The organism is Vallitalea maricola (genome assembly GCF_036985595.1).
GTDB lineage: Bacteria > Bacillota > Clostridia > Lachnospirales > Vallitaleaceae > Vallitalea > Vallitalea maricola.
On sequence record NZ_BTPU01000029.1, the window covers coordinates 25,795 to 41,639 of the forward strand.

The following is a 15,845-nucleotide window of genomic DNA, read 5'->3' on the forward strand; positions in this document are numbered from 1 at the left end:
ATGAAGCGTAATATAAAAAATAATAAGAGGTAAACCTACATGGATAACATAAACATACTTGTGATAATTTCTATAATGATAGGAATCATATTTATAATATTGAGTTTTGTATTCAAAGATAAAGCGGAGAAAAATGAAAATGATGATAAAGTTGAAGACCTTGTATCAACTGACGAAGAAGCAGAAAAAATAGACTTCGATAAAGATCAGGTGATGGAAGAGATAAGTAATAAAATCTTAGAGCTGAATGATTATTCTAGCTTTATTAAGCAAGAATTGAATGATAAACATAAGGAATTACTGTTTTTATATCAATTGATAAATGAAAAAGAAAAAAACATGAAGAAACTATCAAATATCAATAATATAAAAAAAGAAGAGAAACACCAGCAGGTTATTGTAGATACTCCAAAACAATTAGATTCAAAAAACATATCAAATGATATAAGAGATAAAAATGATGAGATACATAATCTGCATAGAAATGGATATTCTATAACAGATATAGCAAAAGTTATGGGATTAGGTAGAGGAGAAGTGAAATTAATATTAGAATTGGGTGTAACAAAAGAAAACTAATTAACTTGAGGTGCTTAGATGAATAAACATAAATATTTTTTTAGGGGTGTGGGTATAACTTTAATAATTACTGCATCAATATTTTACTTTGTAGGGTTAAACATCACTAAAAAAACAACAGAAGTCATAACTGACCAGGAAATAATATTAAGAGCCAAAGAACTAGGCATGATGAATAAAGAACAGATGGATGCACAAAAAGAAAAATTGACAGATGAAGAAATAATTGAGAGAGCAACTAGATTAGGTATGGTATTTGAAGATACCGATAAAGTTGACAGTGAAGAAGATGTTATAAACGAAGAAATTGAAAAAGAAATTCAGAAAGAAATTGAAAACGACGAAGAATCACAAGCGAGTGATACTGTTAAGATAAAAATAGAGTATGGAATGGGTTCAGAAGAAGTAGCTGAATTATTGTTTGATAATAAAGTTGTAAATGATACCTTGGAGTTTGACAAATTTTTAATGAAAAATAAATTAGCCCATAAAATAAAGATAGGTACATATGAATTCAAAGTAGACAGTACTTATGAAGAAGTAATGAAAATTTTTACAAATTAGCTTGATTAATGTTTGTTATTGTGGTATACTAGCAATCGTGAAAAAACACGTATTTAGATTTTTAGAAAGGTGCCTAACAGGTATTCTAAGAAGATGAAGAATGCGGAAGAAAAAACCAAAATTATGGAGGTATAACATGAGTGTTATTTCAATGAAACAATTGTTAGAAGCTGGTGTTCATTTCGGACATCAAACAAGAAGATGGAATCCTAAAATGGCTGAGTATATTTATACTGAGAGAAATGGAATTTACATCATTGATTTACAAAAAACAGTAGGTAAAGTAGACGATGCATATAATGCTATTAAAGAAGTAGTAGCAGATGGTGGTAATGTATTGTTTGTTGGTACTAAAAAACAAGCTCAAGATGCAATTAAGATTGAATCAGAACGTTGTGGAATGTTCTATGTTAACCAAAGATGGTTAGGTGGAATGTTAACTAACTTCAAAACTATTCAAGCAAGAATCAGAAGACTTAAGAACTTAGAGAAAATGCAAGAAGATGGTACATTTGAATTATTACCAAAAAAAGAAGTTATTAAGTTAAAACTTGAGATGGAAAAACTTGAAAAGAACCTTGGTGGTATTAAGGAAATGAAAGATATTCCAGATATTATGTTCATAGTTGATCCAAGAAAAGAAAAAATTGCTATCCAAGAAGCTCATATCTTAGGTATACCTATTGTATCAATAGTAGATACAAACTGTGATCCTGAAGAAGTTGATTATGTAATCCCTGGTAATGATGATGCTATTAGAGCGGTTAAGTTGATTGTATCTAAGATGGCAGATGCTGTTATTGAAGCTAACCAAGGAGCACAAGATAATATAGAAGAAGCTGCAAAAGAAGCAGAAGCAAACGAAAAATAGTAATTAATAAAATGCTTCAACCAGCTACTATGGTTGAAGCATTTATTGTATATTTCAAAATATGTATTGAGTATCTTTATTATGTTAATAATTTATAATAGTAAAAACAATGCATTATTGAAATTATAATATATATATGGTATTAAAAAATTGCGATAAAAAGTACGAATATATTAAATTGAATATGGAGGGTGTAAATATGGCAGTAACTGCTAGTATGGTAAAAGAGTTAAGAGAAAGAACTGGTGCTGGAATGATGGATTGTAAAAAAGCACTAGTAGAAAATAATGAAGATATGGAAAAAGCTGTTGAATTCCTAAGAGAAAAAGGATTAGCGAAAGCAGCTAAAAAAGCTGGAAGAATCGCAGCTGAAGGATTAGTAGCAGCATATGTATCAGATGATAATAAAGTTGCTTCAATTGTAGAAGTTAACAGCGAAACTGACTTCGTTGCTAAAAATGATACTTTCAAAAGTTATGTTGCAGATGTTGCAATAGCAGCTTCAAAAACAGAAGCAAAAGATATTGATGGATTCTTAAATGATTCTTGGAACAATGATGAAAGTAAAACTGTTAAAGATGTTTTAACAGAGCAAATAGCAGTAATCGGCGAAAATATGAATATTAGAAGATTTGAAAAATATGTGGCTGATGGAAGTTTTATTACATCTTATATCCATGCTGGAGGAAAAATCGGTGTATTAATAGAAATGACTGGAGAAGCTACTGAAGCTACTTTAGAATGTGCTAAAAACATTGCAATGCAAATTGCTGCTGTATCTCCAAAATATATTTCTAGAGATCAAGTAGATGCTGATTACATTGAAAAAGAAAAAGAAATCTTAAAACAACAAGCTAAGAACGAAAATCCTGACAAGCCAGATAATATCATTGAAAAAATGATTATTGGTCGTGTTAATAAAATGATGAAGGAAATCTGCTTATTAGATCAACAATATGTAAAAGATGGCGACTTAAATGTTTCTAAATACATTGCTTCAGTTGCAAAAGAAACTGGAGTAGAATTATCAGTTAAGAGATATGTACGTTTCCAAACTGGTGAAGGTTTAGAAAAAAGAGAAGAAAACTTTGCTGAAGAAGTTGCTAAGCAAATGCAATAATATGAATTTTCATATGTAAGTTAAATAAAAGGAAACACTTAGTGTTTCCTTTTTTTAAAGAAATGAATATTTTATACTAGTAAAAATTACTAGTTTGTGATAAATTAATAGATAGAGGTGTTTTTATATGTCAAAGTATAACAGAGTGTTGCTAAAATTAAGCGGAGAAGCTCTTTCTGGTGGAAAAGGCACAGGATTCGATGAAAAAACAGTATTAATGGTAGCTAACCAAATTAAAGATATAGTAAGTAAAGGTAATCAAGTGGCTATAGTAATTGGTGGAGGTAACTTCTGGAGAGGTAGAAGCAGCAGGGATATGGATAGAACTAAATCAGACCAAATTGGGATGATGGCTACAATTATGAATTCATTGTATATGGCAGAAATACTTAGAACCCTAGGCATGAAAAGCGTTGTACAAACACCTTTTAAAGTAGGAACTGTGACAGAAGAATTTTCTAAAGACAAAGCACTAGAACATTTAACAAATAATGAGGTTGTTCTATTTGCAGGAGGTACGGGACATCCATATTTTTCAACAGATACAGCAGCAGCCTTACGAGCTATTGAAACTGAATGTGATGTTATATTGCTTGCCAAAAATATTGACGGTGTATACGATTGTGACCCAAATCAGAACGCGAATGCTAAGAAATATGATAAATTAACTTATAATAATGTAGTTTCAAAAGGATTAAATGTCATTGATATGACAGCTGCGATAATGTGTATGGAACAAAATGTTCCAATGCTTGTATTTTCTTTAGCTGAAGAAGACAGCATTAAGAATGCTATGGAAGATAACATAAAAGGTACATTTATAACAGTATAAGTTATACCCATAAATAGTCAATATCCTGCTATTTATATAGTATAACTAATGAAAATAATAGGAGGAGATAAAATGTTAGAAGAAATTAAAAAATACGAAGAGAAAATGCAAAAAACGATTAAAGCATTAGAGAATGATTATAATTCAATTAGAGCTGGAAGAGCTAATCCACATGTACTTGATAAAATTACTGTTGAATATTATGGACAGGCAACACCTCTTCAACAAGTAGGAAATGTTTCTGTTCCAGAACCTAGAATGATTCAAATACAACCATGGGACACTAGTATGATGAAAGAAATTGAAAAAGCAATACTTGCATCTGATGTAGGAATTACTCCTAACAATGACGGTAAAGTGATAAGATTAGTATTTCCAGAACTTACTGAAGAAAGAAGAAAGTCTCTGACTAAAGATGTTAAGAAAAAAGGTGAAGAAGCTAAAATAGCTGTTAGAAATATTAGAAGAGATGCTTTAGACAAATTTAAAAAACAGCTTAAGAATCATGAAATAACAGAAGATGATTTGAAAGATTACGAAACTGATATGCAAAAATTAACAGATAAATATGTAAAAGATATAGATGTACATGTAGATAATAAGACTAAAGAAATATTAACAGTTTAGAGACTGTTTTGGTTTGCCCCTCTATATGAGGGGTTGTTTTTAATCTTATGGAAAGTCTTACTTTTTATGTATATGAAATAGAAAAGATTCTTTTGAATGAGAGGAATTGTTGTTTATGGTAGTTGACAATAACTATAATGTTCCAAGACATGTAGCAATTATAATGGATGGTAATGGTAGATGGGCAATGGCTAAAGGAAAAAAAAGACAATACGGTCATAGACAAGGTTCTAAAACATTAGAAACTATTTGTAAGCAAGCTTATGATATAGGTATAGAGTATATAACGGTATATGCTTTTTCCACTGAAAATTGGTCAAGACCAAAAGAAGAGATAGATAATTTGATGAATTTGTTAAGACAGTATTTAAAAAGTAGTTTGAAAAATGCTAGCAGAGATAATATAAAAGTGAGAGTAATAGGGGATAAAAATGGATTAGATGACGATATTATCACTAGTATTGAAAGATTAGAAGATGGATCAAAAAACAATACAGGATTACAATTACAGATTGCACTGAATTATGGTGGACGTGATGAAATTGTAAGAATGACAAAAAGGATAATTTCTGACTTTGAAAATAATAACATTAATATAAATACCATTAATCAAAAAACAATAGAGGAGTATCTTGATACAAAAGATATACCTGACCCAGATCTACTAATAAGAACAAGTGGTGAAATGAGAATAAGTAACTTCTTGCTTTGGCAATTAGCATATACAGAGTTTTACTTTGTTCAAAAACATTGGCCAGACTTTACTATTGAAGATTTGAAAGATGCTATAGCGTATTATAGTAATATTGAACGAAGGTATGGCAAAGTCAAAGAATAATAGAAAGAAGGGAATGGGTACAATGAAAACGAGAATAGTATCATCTATTATAGCGTTACCTATATTATTGATTCCTTTGATATTTGGAGGTAAAATACTAATACTTGTATTATTTTTAGTATCATTGCTAGGTCTTTATGAGTTTTATAGAGCTTATAAAATTGATTGCTTAGGGCTTAAACTATTTGGATATATAGCATCGCTGATATATTATTTATTATTGATATTTGATAGAGGTGAATACTTTGGAGAATTTTATGGTATATTCTTCTTAATATTATTAATAAGTTATGTATTTGTTTATCCAAAATATAATTTAAAAGATATTATGACTATTTTTATTGGTTTTTTCTATGTAGTTTATCTTTTATCATATATTTTGTTAGTAAGAAGCAATGAGGCTTATGGTTCATGGTTGATATGGTTAATATTTATTGTTGCTTTTGGGAGTGATACGGTAGCATATTTTGTTGGAGTTAATTTTGGTAAGCATAGGTTAGCAGAAAAGCTGAGTCCTAAAAAAAGTGTTGAAGGTTCTATTGGTGGTATTATTGGGGCTATGATATTTTCAGTTATTTATGGTATCATATTACTTAATATTGGTGAGTTAACAGATCCTGTGAAACTAATACCTTTTATATTTATTGGAGGAATTGGTTCTGTATTATCACAGATAGGGGATTTAGCTGCATCAGCTATGAAAAGACAAAACAACATAAAAGATTTTGGTACTATTATGCCAGGTCATGGAGGTATATTAGATAGATTGGATAGTATAATCTTCACTGCACCATTTGTATATTATATTATGAAATTTTTTATTATGTAGTTTGTTAATCAATTTTTTATAATATTATTGGATTAAAAGAAATAATTAATTATATAAAAAAATATATTTAATATATAAATCAAATATAGTAGGTTATTTGGAAGAGGAGAATAAATTGAAAAAGATATCTATTCTAGGGTCAACTGGCTCAATTGGTAAACAGACAATTGATATTGTTTGTAAGCAGAAAGACATACAGATATTAGGTTTAACTGCAAATACCAATATAGATTTATTAGAGAAACAGATTGAATTGGTAAAACCAAAAGTAGTAGCTGTAATGGATGAACAAAAAGCTTCTATTCTAAAAAAAAGGATTGGTAGCAAAGTAGAAGTATTAAGTGGAATGGATGGACTCATTAGAGTTGCAACCTTAGAAAAAGTTGATATAGTTGTTACAGCTGTAGTAGGTATGATAGGTATCAGACCCACAGTTGAAGCCATAAAAGCATCTAAAGATATAGCTTTAGCTAATAAAGAAACATTAGTTACAGCTGGTCAAATCATTATGGATTTGATAAAAGAATATAAAGTAAACATTTTTCCAGTAGATAGTGAACATTCTGCTATATTTCAATCCTTAAAAGGAGAGAATAAAAAAGAAGTTAGCAAAATCTTGTTAACAGCTTCAGGAGGACCATTCAGAGGCAAAAAAACAGAACAATTAAAGGATATAACTAAAGATCAAGCACTTAATCATCCTAATTGGTCAATGGGTGCTAAAATAACAATTGATTCAGCTACACTTATGAATAAAGGACTAGAAGTTATAGAAGCAAAATGGCTTTTTGATGTAGCACCTAATCAGATTCAAGTTGTTGTGCATCCACAAAGTATTATTCATTCAATGGTAGAATATAATGATGGTTCAGTAATTGCTCAATTAGGTGTTCCAGATATGAGGATTCCAATACAATACGCTCTTAATTATCCTAAGCGGTTAGAGAATAATATCCGGAAACTTGATTTATTTAAAGTAGCTAGTTTGACATTCGAAGAGCCTGATATTAAAACCTTCAGATGTCTTAAGTTAGCTTATAGAGCTCTTGAAGAGGGCGGTTCTATACTATCGGTATTAAATGCAGCTAATGAGTTAGCAGTAAAAAAATTTTTAGAAAACAAAGTAAGATTTCTTGAAATTCCTGAAATAATTGAATATGCTATGGATAAACATTGTAATATAAAAAATCCATCACTAACAAATATTTTTGAAGCAGAAAAAGAAACTTATGAAATTATTGAAAGTAAATGGGGATAGAAGTAAATAATGGAAAGGAATGAATGGTTATATGAATATTGTTGTTGCAATCTTGATATTTGGGTTGCTTGTTCTTGTACATGAGTTAGGTCACTTCCTTGCCGCAAGAAAAAATGGCATACTTGTTGAAGAGTTTGCTATAGGTATGGGACCGAAACTTGCTGGTATTAAACGAGGAGATACGTTATACTCTATTAGGTTGTTACCTTTTGGTGGGTATTGTAAAATGCTTGGGGAAGATGAAGCTGTTGAAGATGATCCTAGAGCTTTTTCTAACAAATCAGTTGGTGCAAGGATTGTAGTTGTTGTAGCTGGTGCTGCTTTTAACATTATACTAGCTTTTATCTTCGCTTGTATAATAGTTGGTAATATGGGTGATTATACTACTACTGTTGATAAGGTTACTGAAGGTTCACCTGCATATGAGGCAGGATTGAAACCAGGAGATAAGATAGTAAAAGTAGATAATCATAATATTGTATCATATGATGAAATAGGTTTATACATCAATCTAAAAAAAGGTGAAGATTTAGATATAACTTATAAAAGAGATGGAAAGAGTTACGTAGTCAATATACAGCCTATTGAACAAGATGGTAGGCATTTAATTGGTATTTCACCTACCAAAATGAATCAAGGTAATATTCTACAAATCATAAAATATGGATTTATTAAAGTCGTTTTTTGGATTAAAACAGTGTTTATAAGTTTAGGGATGATTTTTAGAGGAGAAGTAACTAGACAAGACTTTGGTGGACCTGTAAGAATCATTTCAGAGATAAGTAAAGGTTATACTGAAAGCGTTAAATATGGTATAAAACAAGTATTCATGACTATATCATCTTATATTGTTTTACTAAGTGCCAACCTCGGGGTTATGAATTTATTACCATTACCAGCCCTTGATGGAGGAAGACTTGTGTTTCTACTAATAGAGGCAATAAGGAAAAAACCTATTAATCGAGAAAAAGAAGCATATGTCAACTTTATTGGATTTGTATTATTAATGGTATTGATGGTATTTATGCTATTTAATGACTTTAGTAATGTATTTTAAATAAAATAATAATCTGTACAAATAATCTAAGGGTCTATCTTAATATTGATGTAATATATATTGAGAAAGCCCTTGTGTTTTATGTCTAAAAAAGGAGGGAAATAATGTATAGAGATAATACAAAAGTAGTAAAAATAGGTGATAAGGTCATTGGTGGAGGTAATCCCATACTTATTCAATCTATGACAAATACCAAGACCCATGATATAGAAGCAACTGTTGAACAAATTCTTACCTTAGAAGAAGAAGGGTGTGATATAATAAGAGTAGCTGTACCAGATGTGGAAGCTGCAAAAGCAGTTTATGAGATCAAAAAAAGGATACATATTCCTCTAGTTACAGATATTCATTTTGATTATAAATTAGCTTTGATGTCAATGGACTATGGAGCTGATAAAATAAGAATAAATCCTTCTAACATAGGTAATCTAGAAAGAGTCAATAAGATAGTTGAAAGAGCTAAAGTTGACAATATTCCTATTAGAATTGGAATTAATAGTGGATCTGTAGAAAAACATATTATAGATAAATATGGACATGTAACAGCTAAAGGATTGGTGGAAAGTACTGTTAACAATGTAAAGATAATAGAAAATATGGGATATGATAATATAGTCATATCATTAAAATCCTCAGATGTGCCTATGGCAATTAAGGCTCATCAACTTGTTGCAGAAGCTGTTAATTATCCTTTGCATGTAGGTATAACAGAAGCTGGTACCATATGGTCTGGTACTATCAAATCAGCAGTTGGATTAAGTGTTATATTAGCTAGTGGTATAGGTGATACAATAAGAGTATCATTGACAGGTGATACTGTAGAGGAAGTCAGAGTAGCTAAAAAAGTCTTAGAAACACTTGAGCTACGTGAGAAAAATCACATAGAAATTGTATCATGTCCCACATGTGGAAGGACGCAGATAGACCTTATTAAATTAGCTAACATGGTTGAGAAAAGATTCGGTAATCTTAACAAGAAGTTAAAAATTGCTGTTATGGGCTGCGTAGTTAATGGTCCTGGGGAAGCAAAAGAGGCAGACCTTGGTATAGCTGGTGGTAAGGGGGTTGGTCTTATCTTTAGAAAAGGTGAAATTATTAAAAAAGTATCTGAAGATAGATTAATTGATGAACTTGCTATAGAAATTGAAAAGTATACCAAGTAACATGTAAGGAGTTGATTTTATATGAGCAAATGTTTTGTAGAAGTTTTTGATGATATGCATCTTAATGATAGTATAGCTATGTATTTTGATAATGCTTTGGTTAAACGTGTTGTTATTAACACAAAGGTAAAAGAATTGCAGGTCTACGTAGTTTTTAACAACATAGTTCATATAAAATTTATACGCCAAGTGGAAAAACAAATAGAAAATAATTTATGTGCTAACTCTGATTTAACAGTTAGGATTATATGTGAGTATGATGTAAAATATGATTTGAATAAATTATTATTACTATATGGGGATAGTATTTTATATGAATTAAAACAGTTCAGTCCTATTTGCTTTGGTATATTAAGAAAAGCAGATATTGAAGTTCAGAATGATAATGTAATTATTACTCTAAACAATAATACTATAGATTTTTTGAAAGAAAAACAAGTAGATAAAAGAATCGAAGAGATAATTAATGGTAGGTTTAACATTAATACTTCTGTTTCTTTTAAGATTAACGAAAAAGCAATAGAGAATAATATAAAATTCGTTAAGAAGAGAGAAGAAAGAGAAAAAGAATTTGTTACTAAAATTCTTAGTAATGTTCCTTCTCCAAATAGTACTTCAACAAGGGATAAAAAACAACAATCATCAAAAAATGTAGAAGACAGTAAAATGATCTATGGTAGAAAATTCGGTGGAGAGATTACTCCTATTGAGGCAATAGACAATGAGATTGATGATTTGATTTTTGATGGTATCATAATCAGCGTTGAGAGTAGAGAAATAAAGAATGATAAGTACATAGTAGCATTTGATTTAACTAATGATAAAGATTCAATAACCGCAAAATGTTTTATTAAAAAAGATCAATTTGAAGAGCAGGTAAGTGATAGACTAGTAAAAGGAAAATCAGTAAGAGTTAAAGGCAACTTACAGTTTGATACTTTTTCAAAAGAAATGACTGTTATGGCAAGAGCAATCATGGAAATTAATGATTTTAGAATCAAACGTCTTGACTTAAGTAAAGACAAAAGGGTGGAACTCCATGCTCATACTCAAATGAGCGATATGGATAGTGTGGTAAGTGCAACAGCTTTAGTTAAACAAGCTATTGCATGGGGCCATGATGCTATTGCAATAACGGATCATGGAGTTGTCCAAGCTTTTCCTGAGGCTTTTCATACTGCTAGTGGTAATGATATTAAGATTATATATGGTGTAGAAGCATATTTGGTTGATGACCTGAAATCTATCGTACAAAATTCTAATAAACAAAGTTTAGATGATGAGTATGTAGTGTTTGACCTTGAGACTACTGGATTCTATCCTGGGAAAGACAAAATAACTGAAATCGGTGCGATAAAAGTAAAAAACGGGGAGATTATTGATGAATTCAGTACCTTTGTTAATCCGGAAAGAATGATTCCCGAGGAAGTAGTTAAACTTACAGGCATAACCGATGATATGGTGGCTGAGGCACCTAAATATCAGGAAATTCTACCAAAGTTTATGGACTTTATTGGTAATTCAGTCTTAGTAGCCCATAATGCTGATTTTGACATTAATTTTATTAGGCATTTCTGTAAGGAAATTAATATTGGTGTTGATAATACAGTACTTGACACGCTAGAACTAGGACGAGTGCTTCTTCCTGATTTGAATAACTACAAGCTTAATACTATTACTAAAAAATTAAGTATAAAACTTGATAATCATCATAGAGCAGTAGATGATGCAATGGCAACAGCAAAGATTTTTATACAGTTTATCAGTATGCTCAAAAATAAGAATATCTATGACCTAGAAGAATTGGAAACATATTCTCATGAAGCAACTAAAAACGTCAAAAAGTTGAAGTATTATCATGCCATTATATTAGCTAAGAATCTTGTAGGACTTAGAAATCTTTATGAGTTGATTTCTAAATCCCATATAGATTATTTTTTCAGAAAGCCAAGAATTCCTAAGAGTGTTTATTTAGAATTCAAAGAAGGGCTATTAATTGGTTCTGCCTGTGAAGCAGGAGAACTTTACAAAGCTGTTCTTGATGATAGACCAAAGGAAGAAATTGATAGACTTGTTAATTTTTATGACTATCTAGAGATTCAACCGTTGATGAACAATGAGTTCATGATAAGAAATGGAAGAGTAGATGGTAAAGAAGAACTTATAGAAATTAATAAGAAGATTATTAGACTTGGTGAAGAGCATAATAAATTAGTAGTTGCTACTTGTGATGTTCATTTTCTTGATCCTGGTGACGAAGTCTATAGGCGTATTATTATGGCTGGTCAAGGATTTAAAGATGCTGATGAACAACCGCCACTATATTTTAGAACTACCGAAGAAATGCTAAAGGAATTTGCTTATCTAGGTGAAGAAAAAGCTAGAGAAGTAGTCATTGACAACACTAGAAAAATATCAGATATGATAGAAAAAATTGACCCTGTACCTCCAGATAAATACCCACCAGTCATAGATGGTTCTGAGGAAGATCTCAGAAATATCTGTGAGACTAAGGCTAAATCCATATATGGAGACCCATTACCAGAAATTGTTGAAGAACGTCTTGAACGTGAATTGAATTCAATAATATCCAATGGTTTTGCGGTTATGTACATAATAGCCCAAAAATTAGTGTGGAAATCTAACGAGGATGGATATCTAGTTGGTTCTAGGGGTTCAGTTGGTTCATCATTTGCGGCTACTATGGCAGGTATTACAGAAGTAAATCCTTTATCGCCTCATTATGTGTGCCCTGATTGTAAGTATAGTGATTTTGATTCTGAGATAGTTAAGAAGAATGCGGGTAACTCAGGATGTGATTTACCAGATAAAAAATGTCCTAAATGTGGGGCTGATCTAATAAAAGACGGTCATGATATACCATTTGAAACTTTTCTAGGTTTTAAAGGTAATAAAGAACCTGATATAGATCTTAACTTTTCAGGAGAATATCAAAGTAAAGCACATGATTATACAGAGGTTATTTTTGGAAAAGGTCATGTTTTTAGAGCTGGAACTATTGGAACTTTGGCTGAAAAAACTGCTTATGGTTTTGTTAAGAAGTATTTTGATGAAAAAGGGGTTAATGTCAGAAATGCTGAAGTTAATAGACTTGTAACAGGTTGTACAGGTGCAAGACGTACAACAGGACAGCATCCAGGTGGAATTATTGTCGTTCCAACTAGTGAGGAAATATACAAATTCACTCCAGTTCAAAGGCCAGCTAATGATATGACAACTAAGACGATAACAACTCATTTTGATTATCACTCAATTGACCATAACTTATTAAAATTAGATATATTAGGTCATGATGATCCTACGATGATAAGAATGCTTGAAGACATTACTGGATTAGATGCTCAGAAAATAAGACTAGATGAACCTAAGGTTGCTTCACTATTTACAAGCACTGAAGCTCTTGGAATAAAACCAGAAGATATAGATGGTTGTCCTCTTGGTTCTCTTGGAATACCAGAGTTTGGAACTGACTTTGTTATTCAGATGTTGCTTGATACAAAACCTACAACTTTTTCAGAACTCTGTAAAATATCCGTTCTATCCCATGGAACCGATGTATGGTTGAATAATGCCCAAGAATTAATCAGAGATGGAAAAGCCACAATTGGTGAAGTAATATCATCTCGTGACGATATCATGGTATACCTTATAAATATGGGATTAGATAAGGAATTATCTTTTACTATAATGGAAAGTGTAAGAAAAGGTAAAGGTTTAAAACCTGAATGGGAAGAAATTATGACATCTAATGGTGTACCTGATTGGTATATATGGTCATGTAAACAAATTAAATACATGTTCCCGAAAGCCCATGCTGTTGCATACGTTATGATGGCATATAGAATTGCTTATTTCAAAGTATATTATCCTGAGGCTTATTATGCAACATATTTCAGCATCAGAGCATCAGATTTTGATTATGAATTAATGTGTCATGGAAAAGAGAAAGTAGATACTTATATAAAAGATTATAAATCTAGATTTAATGAATTATCTAAAAAAGAAAAAGATACACTAAAAGATATGAAAATAGTACAAGAGATGTATGCAAGAAAGATTAATTTTGTACCAATTGATTTATATAAGGTTAATTCAAAATTATTTCAGGTACTGGATAAAGGTATCATGCCATCACTTAGTGCTATTCAAGGTCTTGGAGAAAAAGCTGCTGATAACATTGTAAATGCTAGGAAAGATGGTATTTTCCTATCTATTGATGAGCTTCGACAAAGAACTAAAATTAGTAAAACAGTAATTGAGATTATGAAACAGAATCATATATTGGATGGTATGCCACAATCCAATCAATTAAGTTTGTTTTAATCATCAAAATAATAATCTGAAATAAAATAGTATTATTATAATATATAAAGAATAAAATAGAGATACTAGTTATATACAGAAAGGGAGATTAGAATATGGCAAAAAGAGAGGAATGGGGATCTAGGGTAGGATTTATATTAGCTGCTATAGGTTCAGCAATAGGATTAGGGAATATATGGAGGTTTCCTTATACAGTTGCAGAAAATGGAGGAGGAGCATTTCTTATACCTTATTTCATAGCATTAATTACAGCAGGTATACCGCTTCTCATTTTAGAATTCGGTTTAGGACATAAGATGAGAACATCTGCTCCAGGTGTATTTGGAAGATTAAATGCTAAATGGCAAAAATTAGGTTGGTGGCAGACTATGATTGCATTTGCCATTGCAGTTTATTATATGGCTATTATTGCATGGACTTTTAGATATGTATTGTTTGCATTCAATCTATCATGGGGTGAAGATACTAAATCATTTTTTTACAGTTTTCTACATTTATCTGATTCACCATTTGATTTAGGAGGATTACATCTTGACTTATTAGTACCACTATTAGCTATATGGGCTGTTAACTTCATTGTATTGGCGCTAGGAGTTAAAAAAGGTATAGAAAAAGCTAATAAAGTATTTATGCCAATTTTATTTATTTCAATTGTTATCATTACTATAAGAGGACTTACACTACCTGGTGCGTTTGATGGGCTAAATTATTTCTTCAAGCCTGATTTTAGTAAAATTTTAGATGGACGTGTATGGGTAGCTGCTTATGGACAGATATTTTATTCATTAAGTATATGCTTCGGTATAATGTTAGCATATTCTAGTTATTTACCTAAAAAGTCAGATATTAATAATAACGCATTCATTACAGCATTTGGAAACTGTTCTTTTAGTCTTTTATCAGGAATAGCAGTATTCAGTATTCTTGGGAACATGGCATTTAATAATGGTCAATCAGTTGCAGATGTTGCAGATGGCGGAGTTGGACTTGCATTTGTTGTTTTCCCAGCTGCTATAAATGGATTACCTAATTTTAATCAAATATTTGGTGTATTATTCTTTGTTTCATTATTCTTTGCAGGAGTATCATCAAGTATATCAATTATTGAGACAACAATATCGGCTGTTTCAGATAAATTTAATATGAAAAGAATTAAATCATTATCAATTATTTGTGGTTTAGGCTTCATAATCTCAACTATATTTGCCACAGGTGCTGGACTATATGTTCTTGATATAGCAGACTATTTCTTAAATAATTATGGTGTAGCTGTAGCAGGTTTAGTAGAAACTATTTTGATTGCTTGGTTCTTTAACCTTAAAAGCATAAGAGAATATGTTAATCCAATATCAGATTTTAGTGTTGGTAATTGGTGGCAGGTTAGTATTAAGATAATTACACCACTAGTTCTAGGAATAATGACTATACTAAAGGTTATTGGAGATTTTAAAACACCATATGGAGGTTATTCTTTTACAGCTTTAATGACATATGGAGCTGGAGTCATGATAATGACTATTCTAGTTGGTTTAATACTTTCATCATTAAGAGGATCTAAAAACTTTGAATCATCTTTAAAGAAAAGGAGTGAAAAGTAATGGGTGTTGATTCAATTATTTTTTGCATATTTAGTATATTGTTCTTATGGGGTGGTTTTGGATTTTGTTTAAGGATTGCTTTAAAGAATAATAAATTTGACAGTTAGAATTTACCAGATTAAACTATTAAAGATATAATGACCTAAAACCCTCTAACAATAAGAG

The 15,845-nt window shown here is 30.8% G+C and carries 14 protein-coding genes; all 14 read left to right on the plus strand.

The window, feature by feature from the left end; all coding sequences use genetic code 11:
• Positions 1–39: 39 nt before the first annotated feature.
• The 14 genes from AACQ14_RS10120 to AACQ14_RS24760 all read left to right on the plus strand — a co-directional run bounded on the left by AACQ14_RS10120 (position 40) and on the right by AACQ14_RS24760 (position 15,787).
• Positions 40–579 carry a DUF6115 domain-containing protein gene (locus AACQ14_RS10120; protein ID WP_339363463.1) on the plus strand — a complete coding sequence of 180 codons (540 nt, stop codon included), beginning with the start codon at positions 40–42 and terminating at the stop codon, positions 577–579.
• A gap of 18 nt (positions 580–597) precedes the next feature.
• Entirely contained in the window at positions 598–1,143 is a 546-nt protein-coding gene (locus AACQ14_RS10125) for a hypothetical protein (protein WP_339363464.1), read from the plus strand.
• 136 nt (positions 1,144–1,279) lie between these two features.
• Positions 1,280–2,014 (plus strand): 30S ribosomal protein S2, encoded by a 735-nt coding sequence (gene rpsB, locus AACQ14_RS10130; protein ID WP_339363465.1) that lies wholly within the window; start codon positions 1,280–1,282, stop codon positions 2,012–2,014.
• Positions 2,015–2,213: 199 nt separating this feature from the next.
• A complete protein-coding gene (gene tsf, locus AACQ14_RS10135) occupies positions 2,214–3,134 on the plus strand; it encodes a translation elongation factor Ts (RefSeq protein ID WP_339363466.1) in 921 nt (306 codons plus the stop codon).
• Between the two features lie 127 nt (positions 3,135–3,261).
• Complete coding sequence (pyrH, locus tag AACQ14_RS10140; protein WP_339363467.1) at positions 3,262–3,966, plus strand: UMP kinase; 705 nt, start codon at positions 3,262–3,264, stop codon at positions 3,964–3,966.
• Between the two features lie 72 nt (positions 3,967–4,038).
• Positions 4,039–4,593 carry a ribosome recycling factor gene (gene frr, locus AACQ14_RS10145; RefSeq protein WP_339363468.1) on the plus strand — a complete coding sequence of 185 codons (555 nt, stop codon included), beginning with the start codon at positions 4,039–4,041 and terminating at the stop codon, positions 4,591–4,593.
• Positions 4,594–4,708: 115 nt separating this feature from the next.
• Complete coding sequence (locus AACQ14_RS10150; protein ID WP_339363469.1) at positions 4,709–5,431, plus strand: isoprenyl transferase; 723 nt, start codon at positions 4,709–4,711, stop codon at positions 5,429–5,431.
• Positions 5,412–6,260 carry a phosphatidate cytidylyltransferase gene (locus AACQ14_RS10155; RefSeq protein WP_339363470.1) on the plus strand — a complete coding sequence of 283 codons (849 nt, stop codon included), beginning with the start codon at positions 5,412–5,414 and terminating at the stop codon, positions 6,258–6,260. The genes AACQ14_RS10150 and AACQ14_RS10155 overlap by 20 nt, the downstream gene beginning before the upstream one ends.
• Positions 6,261–6,375: 115 nt before the next feature.
• A complete protein-coding gene (locus AACQ14_RS10160; protein WP_339363472.1) occupies positions 6,376–7,518 on the plus strand; it encodes a 1-deoxy-D-xylulose-5-phosphate reductoisomerase in 1,143 nt (380 codons plus the stop codon).
• Between the two features lie 31 nt (positions 7,519–7,549).
• Positions 7,550–8,575 (plus strand): RIP metalloprotease RseP, encoded by a 1,026-nt coding sequence (rseP, locus tag AACQ14_RS10165; protein ID WP_339363473.1) that lies wholly within the window; start codon positions 7,550–7,552, stop codon positions 8,573–8,575.
• A 104-nt stretch (positions 8,576–8,679) separates the two neighbouring features.
• Positions 8,680–9,738, plus strand: a complete 1,059-nt coding sequence (gene ispG, locus AACQ14_RS10170; RefSeq protein ID WP_339363474.1) for a flavodoxin-dependent (E)-4-hydroxy-3-methylbut-2-enyl-diphosphate synthase — start codon at positions 8,680–8,682, stop codon at positions 9,736–9,738.
• Positions 9,739–9,759: 21 nt separating this feature from the next.
• Entirely contained in the window at positions 9,760–14,082 is a 4,323-nt protein-coding gene (locus AACQ14_RS10175) for a PolC-type DNA polymerase III (RefSeq protein ID WP_339363475.1), read from the plus strand.
• A gap of 95 nt (positions 14,083–14,177) precedes the next feature.
• Entirely contained in the window at positions 14,178–15,680 is a 1,503-nt protein-coding gene (locus tag AACQ14_RS10180) for a sodium-dependent transporter (RefSeq protein WP_339363476.1), read from the plus strand.
• A complete protein-coding gene (locus AACQ14_RS24760) occupies positions 15,680–15,787 on the plus strand; it encodes a MetS family NSS transporter small subunit (RefSeq protein ID WP_113675175.1) in 108 nt (35 codons plus the stop codon). The genes AACQ14_RS10180 and AACQ14_RS24760 overlap by 1 nt, the downstream gene beginning before the upstream one ends.
• Positions 15,788–15,845: the final 58 nt, after the last annotated feature.